Consider the following 13,436-nt stretch of genomic DNA (forward strand, 5'->3'; position numbering starts at 1 on the left):
CGCTGCGTGCGACGACGGGCGTCACCCTGAAGAGGAAACGTCATGTTGGGTCTAGAGGCGTTGGAACTGGCGCGTATGCAGTTCGCCTTTACCGTCTCCTTCCACATCATCTTCCCCGCCATCACCATCGGCCTGGCCAGTTACCTGGCCGTGCTCGAAGGGCTGTGGCTGAAGAGCGGCCAGGAGGTCTACCGCGACCTCTATCACTTCTGGTCGAAGATATTCGCGGTCAACTTCGGCATGGGCGTGGTCTCCGGGCTGGTGATGGCCTACCAGTTCGGCACCAACTGGAGCCACTTCTCCGCCTACGCCGGGAGCATCACCGGGCCCTTGCTGACTTACGAGGTGCTGACCGCGTTCTTCCTCGAGGCGGGCTTTCTCGGCGTGATGCTGTTCGGCTGGAACCGCGTCGGCCCGGGCCTGCACTTCTTCGCCACGGTGATGGTGGCGCTGGGCACGCTGATGTCGACCTTCTGGATCCTCGCCTCCAACAGCTGGATGCAGACGCCGCAGGGCTTCGAGGTCGTCGACGGGCGGGTGATCCCGGTGGACTGGCTGGCGGTGATCTTCAACCCGTCCTTCCCCTATCGCCTGCTGCACATGTCCATCGCCGCCTTCCTCGCCACCGCCTTCTTCGTCGGCGCCTCGGCGGCCTGGCACCTGCTGCGCGGGCGCGACAACCCGGCGATCCGCAAGATGCTCTCCATGGCCATGTGGATGGCGCTGCTGGTAGCGCCCATCCAGGCCATGATCGGCGACGCCCACGGGCTGAACACCCTGGAGCACCAGCCGGCGAAGATCGCCGCCATCGAGGGCCACTGGGACAACGCCGAGGGCGGCCCGACGCCGCTGATCCTGTTCGGCTGGCCGGACATGCAGCGCGAGGAAACCCGCTTCAAGGTCGAGATCCCGGTGCTCGGCAGCCTGATCCTGCGCCACAGCCTGACCGAGCCGATCCCGGCGCTGAAGGACTTCCCGCGCGAGGACCGGCCCAACTCCACCATCGTCTTCTGGTCGTTCCGCGTCATGGCCGGCCTGGGCATGCTGATGATCCTGGTCGGCGTCTGGAGCCTGTGGCTGCGCTGGCGCGAGGGGCTGTACCGCAACCGCGCCTTCCTGCGCCTGGTGCTGTGGATGGGCCCCTCGGGGCTGCTGGCGCTGCTCGCCGGCTGGTTCACCACCGAGGTCGGCCGCCAGCCCTGGGTGGTCTACGGGCTGATGCGCACCGCCGACGGCGTGTCCAACCACAGCACCCTGCAGATGAGCCTGACCCTGGTGATGTTCGTGCTGGTGTACTTCTCGCTGTTCGGCGTGGGCATCGGCTACATGATGCGCCTGGTGCGCAAGGGCCCGGTCACCGACGAGGGCCGCGAGCACAACGAGGGCGGCGCCGGTCGCCAGCGCACCGCGGCGCGGCCGCTGTCGGCCACCGCCGAGGGCTTCGACGAGGATGACGACCATCCGGCGGGGAGGAACTGAGCATGGGTATCGACCTTCCGCTGATCTGGGCGGTGATCATCATCTTCGGCGTGATGATGTACGTGGTGATGGACGGTTTCGACCTCGGCATCGGCATGCTCTACCCGTTCTTCAAGGACGAGCGCGACCGCGACGTGATGATGAACACGGTGGCTCCGGTGTGGGACGGCAACGAGACCTGGCTGGTGCTCGGCGGCGCGGGGCTGTTCGGCGCCTTCCCGATGGCCTACTCGGTGGTGCTCTCGGCGCTGTACCTGCCGCTGGTGCTGATGCTGGTGGGGCTGATCTTCCGCGGCGTGGCCTTCGAGTTCCGCTTCAAGGCCAAGGCGCACAAGCGGCACATCTGGGACAAGGCCTTCATCGGCGGCTCGCTGGCGGCGACCTTCTTCCAGGGCGTGGCGCTGGGCGCCTTCATCGAGGGCCTGCCGGTGGTCGACGGGCAGTACGCCGGCGACTCGCTGGCCTGGCTGGCGCCCTTCCCGCTGTTCTGCGGCCTGGGCCTGATCGTCGCCTACAGCCTGCTGGGCTGCACCTGGCTGATCATGAAGACCGAAGGCAAGCTGCAGGAGCGCATGCACGACCTGGCGCGGCCGCTGGCGCTGGTGCTGCTGGCGGTGATCGGCATCGTCAGCCTGTGGACGCCGCTGGCCCACGCCGAGATCGCCCAGCGCTGGTTCAGCCTGCCCAACCTGTTCTGGTTCGCCCCGGTGCCGCTGCTGGTGCTGCTGACCTTTTACGCCCTGCTGCGCTCGGTGGCGCGCAACGACAACGCGCAGCCCTTCGTGCTCACCCTGGTGCTGATCTTCCTCGGCTACAGCGGCCTGGGCATCAGCCTGTGGCCGAACATCATCCCGCCGGGGGTGAGCATCCAGGCCGCCTCGGCGCCGCCGCAGAGCCAGGGCTTCATGCTGGTGGGCGCGCTGTTCATCATCCCCTTCATCCTCGGCTACACCGCCTGGAGCTACTACGTGTTCCGCGGCAAGGTGAAGCACGGCGATGGCTACCACTGAGGGTCAGGCGATGAAACCGCAAACCGTGAAAGCGCCACTGTACAAGCGCCTGGGTTGGCTGGTGCTGATCTGGGCGGGCAGCGTCGCCGCTCTGGGCGTGGCGGCCTGGCTGATGCGCCTGCTGATGAATGCGGCGGGGTTGGGGACGCCGCACTGAGACTCCCACTTGGGCGCCTTCGGGTGCCTGTAGCCCTCGCTTTGGCGGGGGCTTTTTTATTGGGGGGCTTTTGGGCTTTTCGTAGGAGCGAGCTTGCTCGCGAACAGAGTTCCCCGGCGATTCTGGAGTTCGGGTTTCAGAGCGCCCTCTCCCCAGCCCTCTCCCTGAAGGGAGAGGGGGCTAGTCCGTGCCGAGAACGATATGGTTTCCGCCGGAAACACCATACCTGCCGGCTAACTCCAGAACGCCCGACTCTGCCCAACGGTCCCCTCTCCCTTCAGGGTGATGGTTAGGGAGAGGGAGCGGAGTCAACCTCAGGCGCTGTAGCGACAGGGAAACGCCGTTCGCGAGCAAGCTCGCTCCTACGAAGAGCGCTTCAGTGCAACTTGTCCCGCTGCGCCAACGTCGGAAACAGCTTCATCCACGCCCCGGTAACAACCAGCGTCCCCACGCCGCCAATAACCACCGCCGGCACCGTGCCGAACCAGTGCGCTGTCAGCCCCGACTCGAACTCGCCGAGCTGGTTGCTGGCGCCGATGAACAGCCCGTTCACCGCGCTGACGCGGCCGCGCATCTCGTCCGGGGTTTCCAGCTGCACGAAGGCGCCGCGGATCACCATGCTGATCATGTCCGCCGCGCCCAGCACCACCAGCACGCCCAGGGACAGCCAGAAGGAGGTGGACAGGCCGAAGGCGATGGTCGCCACGCCGAAGATGCCCACGGCCAGGAACATGATGCGCCCGACGTTGCGCTCGATGGGGAAGCGCGCCAGCCAGAACGACATCAGCAGCGCGCCCAGCGCTGGTGCCGAGCGCAGCAGGCCCAGGCCCCAGGGGCCGGTGAGCAGGATGTCCTTGGCGAACACCGGCAGCAGCGCGGTGGCGCCGCCCAGCAGCACGGCGAACAGGTCCAGGGAGATGGCGCCGAAGATGTCCGGGCGGCTGCGGATGAAATGGATGCCGGCCATCAGCGACTGCAGGCTGGCCTTGCCCTGGATGCCGTTCTGCCGGCGCGCCTGCAGGCTCAGCGACAGCGCGCAGGCCATGAAGTACAGCAGCGTGGTCGGCGCGTACACCCAGAAGGCGCCGAAGGCGTAGAGCAGGCCGCCCAGGGCCGGCGCGGCGATGGTCGCCGCCTGCATGGCCGAGGCCGAGGCCGCCACCGCGCGGGGGAAGAGGGCGCTGGGCACGATGTTCGGCAGCAGCGCCTGGGTGGTCGGCATCTCGAAGGAACGCGCGCTGCCGAGCAGGAAGGCCAGCACGAAGATCATCTCGCGGGTCACGTTGCCGGTGCTGGCGCCCAGCACCAGGGCCAGCGCCACCAGGCCCTGGGCCACCTGGCACAGGGCGGCGACCTTGCGCCGGTCGTAGCGGTCGGCGACGTGCCCGGTGTGCAGCATGAACAGCACCCGCGGCAGGAACTCCACCAGGCCCACCAGGCCGAGGTCGAGCACGTTGTGGGTCAGCTCGTACATGTGCCAGCCGATGGCCACGGTAAGCATCTGGAAACCACTGGCGGTGCACACGCGGGCGAGCCAGAAGGCGAGGAAGGGACGGTGGCGGAGCAGCGAGGTGGCTTCGGCGGACATGGTGCGCGGACGACTGGTTAGGGAGCTAAGCAAAGGCCGGTGAGCGTAGCACGCCGTAACAAATTCGGTAGGCATTTTCCTTCAGACGAGTGGACGGCCACGGCGCATTCGGTTCGCTGACCGCCCTGCTTAACTTTTGCCTGAGGCGTGCGATTTGGGTAAAGTTGACGTATCGGTCAGGATTTTCCGTAGGACGACGCGGCCCGCAACGCCGTCGTCGCGCCGTTCCACGCCTCGGTTCCGCCGGTTCCAGAACTCCATAACGACATGGGCGGGTAGTGCACCGCCCAGAGGATGATCCATGTCCAACCGTGATATCTCCCGGCGCGCCTTCCTCCAGGGCGGTCTGATCGCCGGCGTGAGCGTCACCCTGGCGCCGCTGGGCAGCCGGGCTTTCGCTGCCTTGATGGAGAAGAGCGTGACGGTGCCGGCCGAGCAGTGGCTCGGCCATGACGGCAAGGTGCGCTTGCGCAACGACGCCATTTCCAAGGTCTGCGGCAACAAGGTGTTCGCCCGCGACATCCGCGCCAAGGACATGCCCGGCTGGCCGCAGCAGCAGGGCCACGCCATGCTGCTGAAGACGCTCAAGGCCGACCGCCTCTACGAAGGCTACGACCTCGCCTGGCTGGGTGACGACCTGCAGCCGGACCGCATCGTCACCGCCGAGGACCTGGCCAAAGACGGCATCGCCTTCCCCGAGGCCCACGGCCCGGACCCGCTGCTGCCCACCGGCAAGGTGCCGATGTTCATCGGCCACCCGGTGGCCATCCTCATCTGGCACGACTTCGAGCGCTTCCGCCGGGCCAAGCTCAAGCTGAAGTTCAACGACAAGGCCATCCGCTACGGCGCCCAGGCGCCGCTGTACCAGGGCGACCCCTACGGCAGCTTCCGCTACGTGCGGGTGGGCGGGAAGACCTCGGCCGACGAGGACGAGTTCTCCAGCCTCAAGGCCTCGATCCTCTTCCCGATGATCCGCAACCGCAAGCCGGTGTGGGACCAGCAGCCCAGCCAGCATGGCGACCTCACCGAGCAGGGCCTGTTCTACGCGCAGAAGATCAAGGACCAGGTGGACAACCCGCCGGCCGACTGGCTGGTCTTCGACGAGCGCTACAGGACGCCGTCCATCGAGCCCGCCGCGCTGGAACCGGACAACGGCAACGGCTGGTACGACCCGGCCAGCAAGACCCTGCACTTCGTGGTCGCCACCCAGTGCCCGTTCGAGGCCGCCTACGAGACGGTGCACATGATCGCGCCGTCGCGCTTCGGCCTGACCACGCTGAACATCCACCCCGGCTACACCGTCGGCTACGGCTCCAAGGACCACAACATCTTCGTCTACTACGCGGCCCTCGCCGCGCTGTACGGCGAAGGCGTGCCGGTGCGCCTGGCCAACGACCGCTACGAGCAGTTCCAGAGCGGCATCAAGCGCCACGCCTTCGACATCCGCTACCAGTTGGCGGTGGACAAGAAGGACCTGGGCTTCCGCATCTTCCGCGCCGAGATGAGCCTGGACGGCGGCGGCCGCGCCAACTACAGCGCCTCGGTGGCCGCCGTGGGCGCCACCGCCGCGCAGTCCATCTACTACATGCCGCAGAGCGACCTGCAGGCCACCGCCTACCATTCGCGCGGCGTCGAGGCCGGCTCCATGCGCGGTTACGGCACCCTGCAGAGCATGGCTTCCACCGAGATGATGGTGGACGAGATCGCCGAGCGCCTGGGCGTCGACCCCATCGAACTGCGCCGGCGCAACGCGCTGGTCTCGGGCATGAAGAACACCCAGGGCGCGGTGCCCGCCGGCGCCCTGCGTCTGCACGAGATCCTCGACAAGGCCGCCGCCCACGAGGTGTGGAAGAACCGTGCCGAGCGCAAGCAGCAGTTCGACGCGCAGGACCCGGACAACTGGTACGGCGTCGGCTTCGCCATCTGCCAGAAGGACTTCGGCACCGGCTCCGAGGCGCCCATGGCCAGCCTGGAGTTCGACGCCGAAGGGCGCATCCAGCTGCGCCACATCGGCATCGAGATCGGCACCGGCATGTCCACCTCCCAGGCCCTGGTCGCCGCCGACTTCCTCGGCCGCCCGGCGGACGAGGTGAAGACCGCCGAGACGCAGTGGCCGGAGCTGCAACTGCTCAGCGGCGAAGACCCCTACACCATGAGCCAGGCCACCCAGGACGAGAAGCTGCGCAACCCGCGCTGGGTGGGCAAGTACGCCTCGGCGTCCTCGGCCACCAACTCGGCCTACTACTTCAGCCACGCCACCCGCGAGGCGGCGCGCGTGCTGTTCAACCACGGCCTGTGGCCGGCGGCCCTGGAAATCTGGCGCCAGGGCCCCTACGGCGGCCAGGCCAACCCCTACGTGGTGCGCCGCGAGGACGCCCACTGGGTGAACGGCGAACTCACCGCCAACGGCATGCAGCCGCTGCCCTTCGCCGTGCTGGCCAGGCGCGCCCACGAGCGCGGCCTGGTCACCGGCGCCACGGTGCACGCCTTCAACCGCTGGAGCTGGGCCGAGTGCGAATTCAGCATCGACGGCGTCAGCGAGCGCCTGCCGCTGGACGGCCTGGCGGTGAAATACGGCGACGGCGCGCCGGCCGCGAAGAAGGCGCAGATGACCAGCGCCGGCTTCCACCTGCTGGACCGCAGGAACGTGAACTACCCGCCGGTGCAGCTGAACAACGCCGCGGTCACCTACTACAGCCCGGTGGCCACCCTGGTGGAGCTGAAGGTCAACAAGGGCAGCCACGAGGTGCAGGTGCTCAACCACCACTCCTGGGTGGAGTGCGGCCGGGTGCTGGTGCCGGAGCTGGTCAAGGGCCAGATCGAGGGCGGCACCGCCATGGGCCTGGGCCACGCGCTGCTGGAAGAGATGCCGCTGCACGAGGGCGGCCCGGCCGAGGGCGACTGGAACTTCAACCGCTACCGCCTGCCGCGCGCCAAGGACGTGGCGGTGTGGCAGCAGACCTCGGAGATCCTCCCGCCGCTGTCGCCCAGCGACCCGTCCAAGGGCATCGCCGAAGTGGTGATGATCCCCATCGCCGGCGCCGTGGGCAACGCCATCGCCCACGCCATCGGCAAGCGCGTCCGCGACCTGCCCGCCACCCCCGCCCGCATCAAGGAGGCCCTCAATGGCTAAGCTCCAGCTGACCCTCAACGGTCAAGGCGTCGGCCCGGTCGAGGTCCCCGAAGACCTGCCGATGATCGACTACCTGCACGAATACCAGAACCTCACCGGCTCGCGCCTGGGCTGCGGCCAGGGCATCTGCCACGCCTGCGTGGTGATCGTCGACAACCCCGACGGCACCAGCGAGGAAGTGCGCACCTGCATCACCGGCGCCAACTGGTTCGACGGCAAGAAGGTGCGCACCATCGAAGGCCACGCCAAGCGCGATGCGCAGGGCCAGGTGAGCGAGCTGAACCCGATCCAGCAGAAGTTCGTCGAGCGCTTCGCCTTCCAGTGCAGCTACTGCGCGCCGGGCTTCGTCAACGCCGCCACCGTGCTGGTGGAAAAGGCCCAGCGCCAGCCGCTGAAGAAGAGCGAGCTGGAGTCGGCGATCGAGGCCAGCCTCGGCCACCACATCTGCCGCTGCACCGGCTACGTGCGCTACTACAACGCCACCGCCGAGGTCCTCAGCGACCTCGGCCTGGTCAAGGAGGGCTGAGCATGGCGCGACTGCTAACCGGCCTGCTGCTGAGCGCGGGCCTGGTCGCCGGCGCCCAGGCCGCCGACGCCGACCTGGTCAAGCGCGGCGAGTACCTGGCCCGCGCCGCCGACTGCACGGCCTGCCACACCGCGGCGGGCGGCGCGCCCTTCGCCGGCGGCCTGCCGATCGCCTCGCCGTTCGGCACCATCTACGGCAGCAACATCACCCCGGACAAGGACTACGGCATCGGCAACTACAGCGCCGACGACTTCTTCGCCGCCCTCACCGAGGGCAAGCGCAAGGACGGCGCCAACCTCTACCCGGCGATGCCCTACACCTCGTACCACCTGATCAGGCGCGAGGATTCCGACGCCATCCACGCCTACCTGATGACCGTCGAGCCGGTGCACCGCGCCGCGCCCGAGACCGCGCTGAGCTTCCCGTTCAACGTGCGCGCGGGGCTGGCCGGCTGGAACCTGCTGTACGGCAAGAGCGTCCAGCTGCAGAGCGCCGAGGGCAAGAGCGAGCCCTGGCAGCGCGGCCAGTACCTGGTGGAAGTGCTCGGCCACTGCGGCGAATGCCACACCCCGCGCAACGCCATCGGCGCGCTGCAGCAGGACAAGCGCCTGTCCGGCGCCCTGCTCAACGGCTACCTGGCGCCCAGCCTGCTGCCCGAGGACCTGGCCGCGCGCGGCTGGAACCACGCCGACCTGTCGGCCTTCCTGGAGCACGGCATGAGCGCCCAGGGCAGCATGTTCAACGAGATGTTCCCGGTGCTGCACCACAGCACCCAGCACCTGGACAGCGCCGACCTGCAGGCCATGGCCAGCTACCTGCTGGGCGACCAGCCGCCGGCGGCCAGGGCGGTGCAGGCGGTGGCTTATCCACAGCTGTCCGCCAGCGCCAAGCGCGGCCGCCAGCAGTACCTCAACGTCTGCGCCGGCTGCCACGGCACCGAAGGCGAGGGCAAGCCGCACATCGCCGTGGCCATGCAGGGCAACACCACCCTGCGCCTGGCCGACTCGCGCAACCTGCTGCGGGTGATCGTCGACGGCATCGGCGAACAGCAGTTCGGCGGTTTCGAGCGCATGCAGCCGATGCCCGGCTTCGCGGATAAACTGGATGACGCGCAACTCACCGATCTGCTCAACTACCTGCGTCAAAGCTGGGGCGGCCTGCCCGGCGACCTCGACGCCAAGGCGGTTGCGCAACTGAAGTCCGATGGTGTGCCGGTCCATGCCGGCAAGGCGATGTGAAGTGCAACATCTCGATCTGCAAGTGATCCGCCAGGCGCTGCGCTGGTCCCGGGAGGGCCAGCGTGTCTGGCTCTGCACCGTGCTCTTCACCTACGGCTCGGCGCCGCGCGCGCCGGGCTCGCTGCTGGCGGTGAACCAGGGCGGGCAGTGGGTGGGCTCGCTGTCCGGCGGCTGCGTCGAGGACGACTTCCTCGAGCGCGTGGCCGCCGGGGAGTTCGCCGAGCCGGTGAAGGTGGTGCGCTACGGCGAAGGCGACGAGCGCAGCAACATCCGCCTGCCCTGCGGCGGCATCCTCGACGTGCTGGTGGAAAACCTGGCGCCGGACTGCGAAGTCCAGGCGCACCTGCGCGAGCTGGAAGCGGCGCTGCTCGGCCAGCGCCGCCTGCTGCGCCGGGTGGACCTGGCCAGCGGCGCGCGCAACCTGTACGACGACCACAGCCACGGCCCGCGCGTGGAACGTGACGCCGGCGCGGTGCAGCTGCGCGTCGGCGCAGCCCAGCGCCTGCTGCTGGCCGGCTATTCCAGCGTGGCCCATGCCTGCGCCGAGTTCGGCAAGGGCCTGGGCTTTGAAGTGATCCTCTGCGATCCGCGCGAGGAAGCGCTGGATGGCGTCGAGCTGGACGGCATCGAGATTCGCCGCGAGCTGCCGTCGATCTTCATCGCCAACGGCGGCTGCCACGCCGATACCGCGGTGGTGGCGCTGACCCACGACCCGAAGATCGACGACCTGGCGATGCTCGAAGCGGTGCGCACCGAAGCTTTCTACATCGGCGTGATGGGCTCGCGCACCACCTCGGCCAGGCGCATGGAGCGCCTGGAGCGCGTCGGCGGCCTGGGCGAGGCGGAGCTGGCGCGCATCCACGCGCCCATCGGCCTCAACCTGGGCAGCAAGACCCCGGCGGAAATCGCCCTGGCGGTGCTCGCCGACATCCTCCGCACCCGCAGCGGCATCGAGCGCGAAAGCCTGTGACGACCGTCGCGCTGCTGCTGGCAGCCGGCTTCGGCCGGCGCTTCGGCACCGACAAGCGCCAGGCGCGCCTGGCCGATGGCCGTGGTTTGCTGGCGGCTAGCCTGGCCAATGCCTGCGAGGCGTTCGACGAGGTCTGCGTGGTGCTGCGCCCGGAGGATGATCCGCTAGCGCTCGGCGTGCCTGTGGATATCTCCATCGTGCGCTGCGCGGAGGCGGAATCCGGCCTGGGCCACAGCCTCGCCGCCGGCGTCGCCGCGCTGGCCGACAACCCGGCCACCAGCGTGGCGATCCTGCTCGCCGACATGCCCTGGATAGCCCCGCAAACCCTGCGCCTGCTGGCCTCGCAGGCCAGCGAACAGTGCATCGTCTTCCCCCTGCACCAAGGCCAACGTGGCCACCCGGTCCTCTTCGGCCGAGCCTTCTGGCCGGAACTCCGCGCCCTGCAAGGCGACGAAGGCGCCCGCGCGGTACTGCAAGCTCACCGCGAAGCCTGGCAACCCATCGACGTGAACGACCCCGGCGTCCTGCGCGACGTAGATACCCCCGCGTCCCTAACACCCGGCTCGCTCCTACAAGGGAATGGCGCGGGTGGGGCCGCGTAGGAGCGGATCTCATCCGCGAACCGCGCCGATACGTCCGGCTATCGCGGACAAGGTCCGCTTGTATGGCGTTAGGGTAGGAACCTGTCGGGGGTGGAGGGACAAGACCCGCTCCTACGGGGGAGGCATACCGTGCTCCCCGGCAACTTGTAGGAGCGGGCCCTGCCCGCGAATCGCGCGCAGGGCGCGCTCCTACAGGGGAATGGCGCAGCTGGGGCAGCGTAGCGGATCTCATCCGCGAACCGCGCCGATACCTCCGGCTATCGCGGACAAGGTCCGCTCCTACGGGGGAGGAATACCGTGCCTCCCGGTAACTTGTAGGAGCGGGCCCTGCCCGCGATTCGCGCGCAGGGCGCGCTCCTACAGGGGAATGGCGCGGCTGGGGCGGCGTAGGAGCGGATCTCATCCGCGAACCGCGCCGATACCTCCGGCTATCGCGGACAAGGTCCGCTCCTACGGGGGAGGCATACCGTGCCTCCCGGTAACTTGTAGCGGGCCCTGCCCGCGATTCGCGCGCAGGGCGCGCTCCTACAGGGGCGTGGCGCGGCTGGGGCAGCGTAGGAGATCTCATCCGCGATCCGCGCCGATACCTCCGGCTATCGCGGACAAGGTCCGCTCCTACGGGGGAGGAATACCGTGCCTCCCGGTAACTTGTAGGAGCGGGCCCTGCCCGCGATTCGCGCGCAGGGCGCGCTCCTACAGGGATGCGGCGCGGTTGGGGCCGCGTAGCAGCGGACTCCGTCCGCGATGCCCTACTCGGCCGCCCAATCTTCCAGGCACAGCCCGTCGATGCGTTCGAACTCGCGGGTGTTGTGCGTCACCAGGGTCGCCTCCAGCGCCAGGGCGTGACAGGCGATCCACAGGTCGTTGGCGCCGATCGGCGTGCCGGCCAGCTTGAGGCGGGTGAACTGCGTCGCGTAGTGCTCGCACAGGCGCGGGGTGCCGTCGTAGACCACCGGCACCTGGCGCGTCAGGCGCTCCAGCTGGCGCAGGACCTCGCTGCGCCGGGTGCTGCGTTCGGCGCCCTTGAGCAACTCGGCGTAGGTGAAGAAGGACATGCACAGGCCGGCGTCGGCGGGCAGGGCGTTGACCCGTCGGGCCACGGATTCCGGGCGGTTCTTCAGCAGGTAGATGAGGATGTTGGTGTCGAGCAGGTATTTCACAGCTCTTCCCGCTCCTGCATCGGCGGCTGTTCGCGCTGCCCTTCCTCCAGTGCTTCGATGAACTCGTCGTCGAAGCCGGACAGCGCCTGCAGCAACGCCTCGCCGCGGTCCTCGGGCAGCGGGTGGATGACCAGGTCGCCATTGGCCTGGCGGCGGATTTCCACGCGGCTGGCGTCCAGGCGGAACTCCTGGGGAATGCGCACCGCCTGGCTGTTGCCGTTCATGAAGACGCGGCTGGGGAGTGTGGGCGAGGACATGGCAAGGACCTCCACAGGTATGTGTGTACAGCTATGTGTGTATCCTGCGCCGTCGCCCCATGGAAGGCAATGACCGTCGGTCCTACTTGCTCGCCTTGAGCACCACGAACTTCGGGTTCGCCGCCACCTGCTCGACGCCGCGGAACAGGCGCTTGAGCTTGGCGTGGTAGCCCAGGTGGCGGTTGCCGACTATCCACAGCTGGCCGCCGCTGACCAGCGCGTGGCGGGCCTGCTGGAACATGCGCCAGGCGAGGAAGTCGCCGACCACCTGCTGCTGGTGGAAGGGCGGGTTGCACAGCACCAGGTCCAGGGAGTTTTCCGGCTGCCCGGCCAGGCCGTCGGCGGCGCGGAATTCCGCCTCGCGTTCGCCCAGGGCGGCGCGCCAGTTCTCGCGGGCCGACTGCACGGCCATGAAGGATTCGTCCACCAGGCAGTAGTGGGCCTCCGGGTTGGCCAGGGCGCTGGCGATGGCGAGCACGCCGTTGCCGCAGCCCAGGTCCGCCACCCTGGCGTGGCCCAGGCCGCGCGGCAGGTGCGGGAGGAAGGCGCGGGTGCCGATGTCCAGGCCTTCGCGGCAGAACACGTTGGCGTGGTTGAGCAGTTCCAGCTTCGGCTCGTCCAGCGTGTAGCGGCTGGGGTAGGGCGAGGCGACCGGAGCTTTATCCACAGGCGTGGCGAACAGCAGGCGGGCCTTCTTTTCGGCCAGCGAGGCCTGCACCGGGCCGATGTATTTCTCCAGCAGGTCGCCGGCGGCGCGCGGCAGGTGCTTGACCATGGCCCCGGCGATCACCCGCGCGCCCGGCGCCAGGCGGCCGTGCAGGCGGATCAGCTGTTCCTCCAGCAGGGCCAGGGTCTTGGGCACCCGCAGCAGCACCAGGTCGAAGGGGCCCGCCGGGGTTTCGCTGGCCGGCACGAAGGCCACCGCGTCCTCCGCCAGGCCGTTGCGCGCCAGGTTCTTGCCCAGGGCCAGGGCGGCGAGGAAGGAGTCGCCGCTGCTGGTCACCTGCGCGTGCCCGGCCAGGCCCGCGGCCAGGGCGCCGAAGGCGTCGTTGAGCACCAGCACCCGGCAATCCCCGGCCAGGCCGTCGGCGGCCACCTGGCGCAGCAGGTATTCGTCGGCGGCGTCGAAGGCTTGCAGCGGGTCGTTGCGTTGCTCCGGCTGGCGGATCAGGTCGAGTTCGGCGAAGGGCGTGTGGAAGGTCGGCATGGGCATCGCTTTTTCGTTGCGCCAGGTCAGGCCGGCCGCGGTTTGCGGCAAAGGCCCTGATATCTGACGGTGTTTCTCGCTCTTGCGATGGGAGAAACTGTAGGCAGAG

12 protein-coding genes are annotated in these 13,436 nt (G+C 68.7%); 8 read left to right on the forward strand and 4 right to left on the reverse strand.

The features are described 5' to 3' along the window. The first annotated feature begins 42 nt into the window (after positions 1 to 42). From PM1_RS03095 to PM1_RS03105, 3 genes are read left to right on the forward strand one after another with little or no spacing between them, the layout of a single operon-like run. Positions 43 to 1,479, forward strand: a complete 1,437-nt coding sequence (locus PM1_RS03095; protein ID WP_009613176.1) for a cytochrome ubiquinol oxidase subunit I — start codon at positions 43 to 45, stop codon at positions 1,477 to 1,479. Between the two features lie 2 nt (positions 1,480 to 1,481). Beyond that, positions 1,482 to 2,489, forward strand: a complete 1,008-nt coding sequence (gene cydB, locus PM1_RS03100) for a cytochrome d ubiquinol oxidase subunit II (RefSeq protein WP_009613175.1) — start codon at positions 1,482 to 1,484, stop codon at positions 2,487 to 2,489. Positions 2,490 to 2,499: 10 nt separating this feature from the next. Further along, positions 2,500 to 2,646 carry a DUF2474 domain-containing protein gene (locus PM1_RS03105; RefSeq protein WP_009613174.1) on the forward strand — a complete coding sequence of 49 codons (147 nt, stop codon included), beginning with the start codon at positions 2,500 to 2,502 and terminating at the stop codon, positions 2,644 to 2,646. A gap of 376 nt (positions 2,647 to 3,022) precedes the next feature. Here PM1_RS03105 and PM1_RS03110 read toward each other — a convergent pair whose 3' ends face one another. Then, positions 3,023 to 4,234 (reverse strand): MFS transporter, encoded by a 1,212-nt coding sequence (locus PM1_RS03110; RefSeq protein ID WP_009613173.1) that lies wholly within the window; start codon positions 4,232 to 4,234, stop codon positions 3,023 to 3,025. 301 nt (positions 4,235 to 4,535) lie between these two features. Here PM1_RS03110 and PM1_RS03115 point away from each other — a divergent pair, with 301 nt between their 5' ends. Genes PM1_RS03115 through PM1_RS03135 form a run of 5 tightly spaced genes read left to right on the forward strand, consistent with a single transcriptional unit; the run spans position 4,536 to position 10,703 of the window. Further along, positions 4,536 to 7,367, forward strand: a complete 2,832-nt coding sequence (locus tag PM1_RS03115; protein WP_009613172.1) for a xanthine dehydrogenase family protein molybdopterin-binding subunit — start codon at positions 4,536 to 4,538, stop codon at positions 7,365 to 7,367. Next, complete coding sequence (locus PM1_RS03120; RefSeq protein WP_009613171.1) at positions 7,360 to 7,893, forward strand: (2Fe-2S)-binding protein; 534 nt, start codon at positions 7,360 to 7,362, stop codon at positions 7,891 to 7,893. Before PM1_RS03115 ends, PM1_RS03120 begins: the two co-directional genes overlap by 8 nt. A gap of 2 nt (positions 7,894 to 7,895) precedes the next feature. Beyond that, the gene (locus PM1_RS03125) at positions 7,896 to 9,131 is read left to right on the forward strand and encodes a c-type cytochrome (protein ID WP_009613170.1); all 1,236 of its coding nucleotides are present in this window, start codon (positions 7,896 to 7,898) and stop codon (positions 9,129 to 9,131) included. Position 9,132: 1 nt separating this feature from the next. Next, the gene (locus tag PM1_RS03130; RefSeq protein WP_024128102.1) at positions 9,133 to 10,101 is read left to right on the forward strand and encodes an XdhC family protein; all 969 of its coding nucleotides are present in this window, start codon (positions 9,133 to 9,135) and stop codon (positions 10,099 to 10,101) included. Beyond that, positions 10,098 to 10,703 (forward strand): nucleotidyltransferase family protein, encoded by a 606-nt coding sequence (locus PM1_RS03135; protein ID WP_009613168.1) that lies wholly within the window; start codon positions 10,098 to 10,100, stop codon positions 10,701 to 10,703. The genes PM1_RS03130 and PM1_RS03135 overlap by 4 nt, the downstream gene beginning before the upstream one ends. Before the next feature lie 749 nt (positions 10,704 to 11,452). Here the strand turns inward: PM1_RS03135 and PM1_RS03140 are convergent. The 3 genes from PM1_RS03140 to PM1_RS03150 all read right to left on the reverse strand — a co-directional run bounded on the left by PM1_RS03140 (position 11,453) and on the right by PM1_RS03150 (position 13,327). Beyond that, complete coding sequence (locus PM1_RS03140; RefSeq protein ID WP_009613158.1) at positions 11,453 to 11,863, reverse strand: type II toxin-antitoxin system VapC family toxin; 411 nt, start codon at positions 11,861 to 11,863, stop codon at positions 11,453 to 11,455. Next, positions 11,860 to 12,120 (reverse strand): antitoxin, encoded by a 261-nt coding sequence (locus tag PM1_RS03145; RefSeq protein ID WP_009613156.1) that lies wholly within the window; start codon positions 12,118 to 12,120, stop codon positions 11,860 to 11,862. Before PM1_RS03145 ends, PM1_RS03140 begins: the two co-directional genes overlap by 4 nt. Before the next feature lie 82 nt (positions 12,121 to 12,202). Then, a complete protein-coding gene (locus tag PM1_RS03150) occupies positions 12,203 to 13,327 on the reverse strand; it encodes a methyltransferase (protein WP_009613154.1) in 1,125 nt (374 codons plus the stop codon). Between the last annotated feature and the right edge of the window lie 109 nt (positions 13,328 to 13,436).

Source organism: Pseudomonas sp. M1 (assembly GCF_022760135.1).
GTDB lineage: Bacteria > Pseudomonadota > Gammaproteobacteria > Pseudomonadales > Pseudomonadaceae > Pseudomonas > Pseudomonas citronellolis.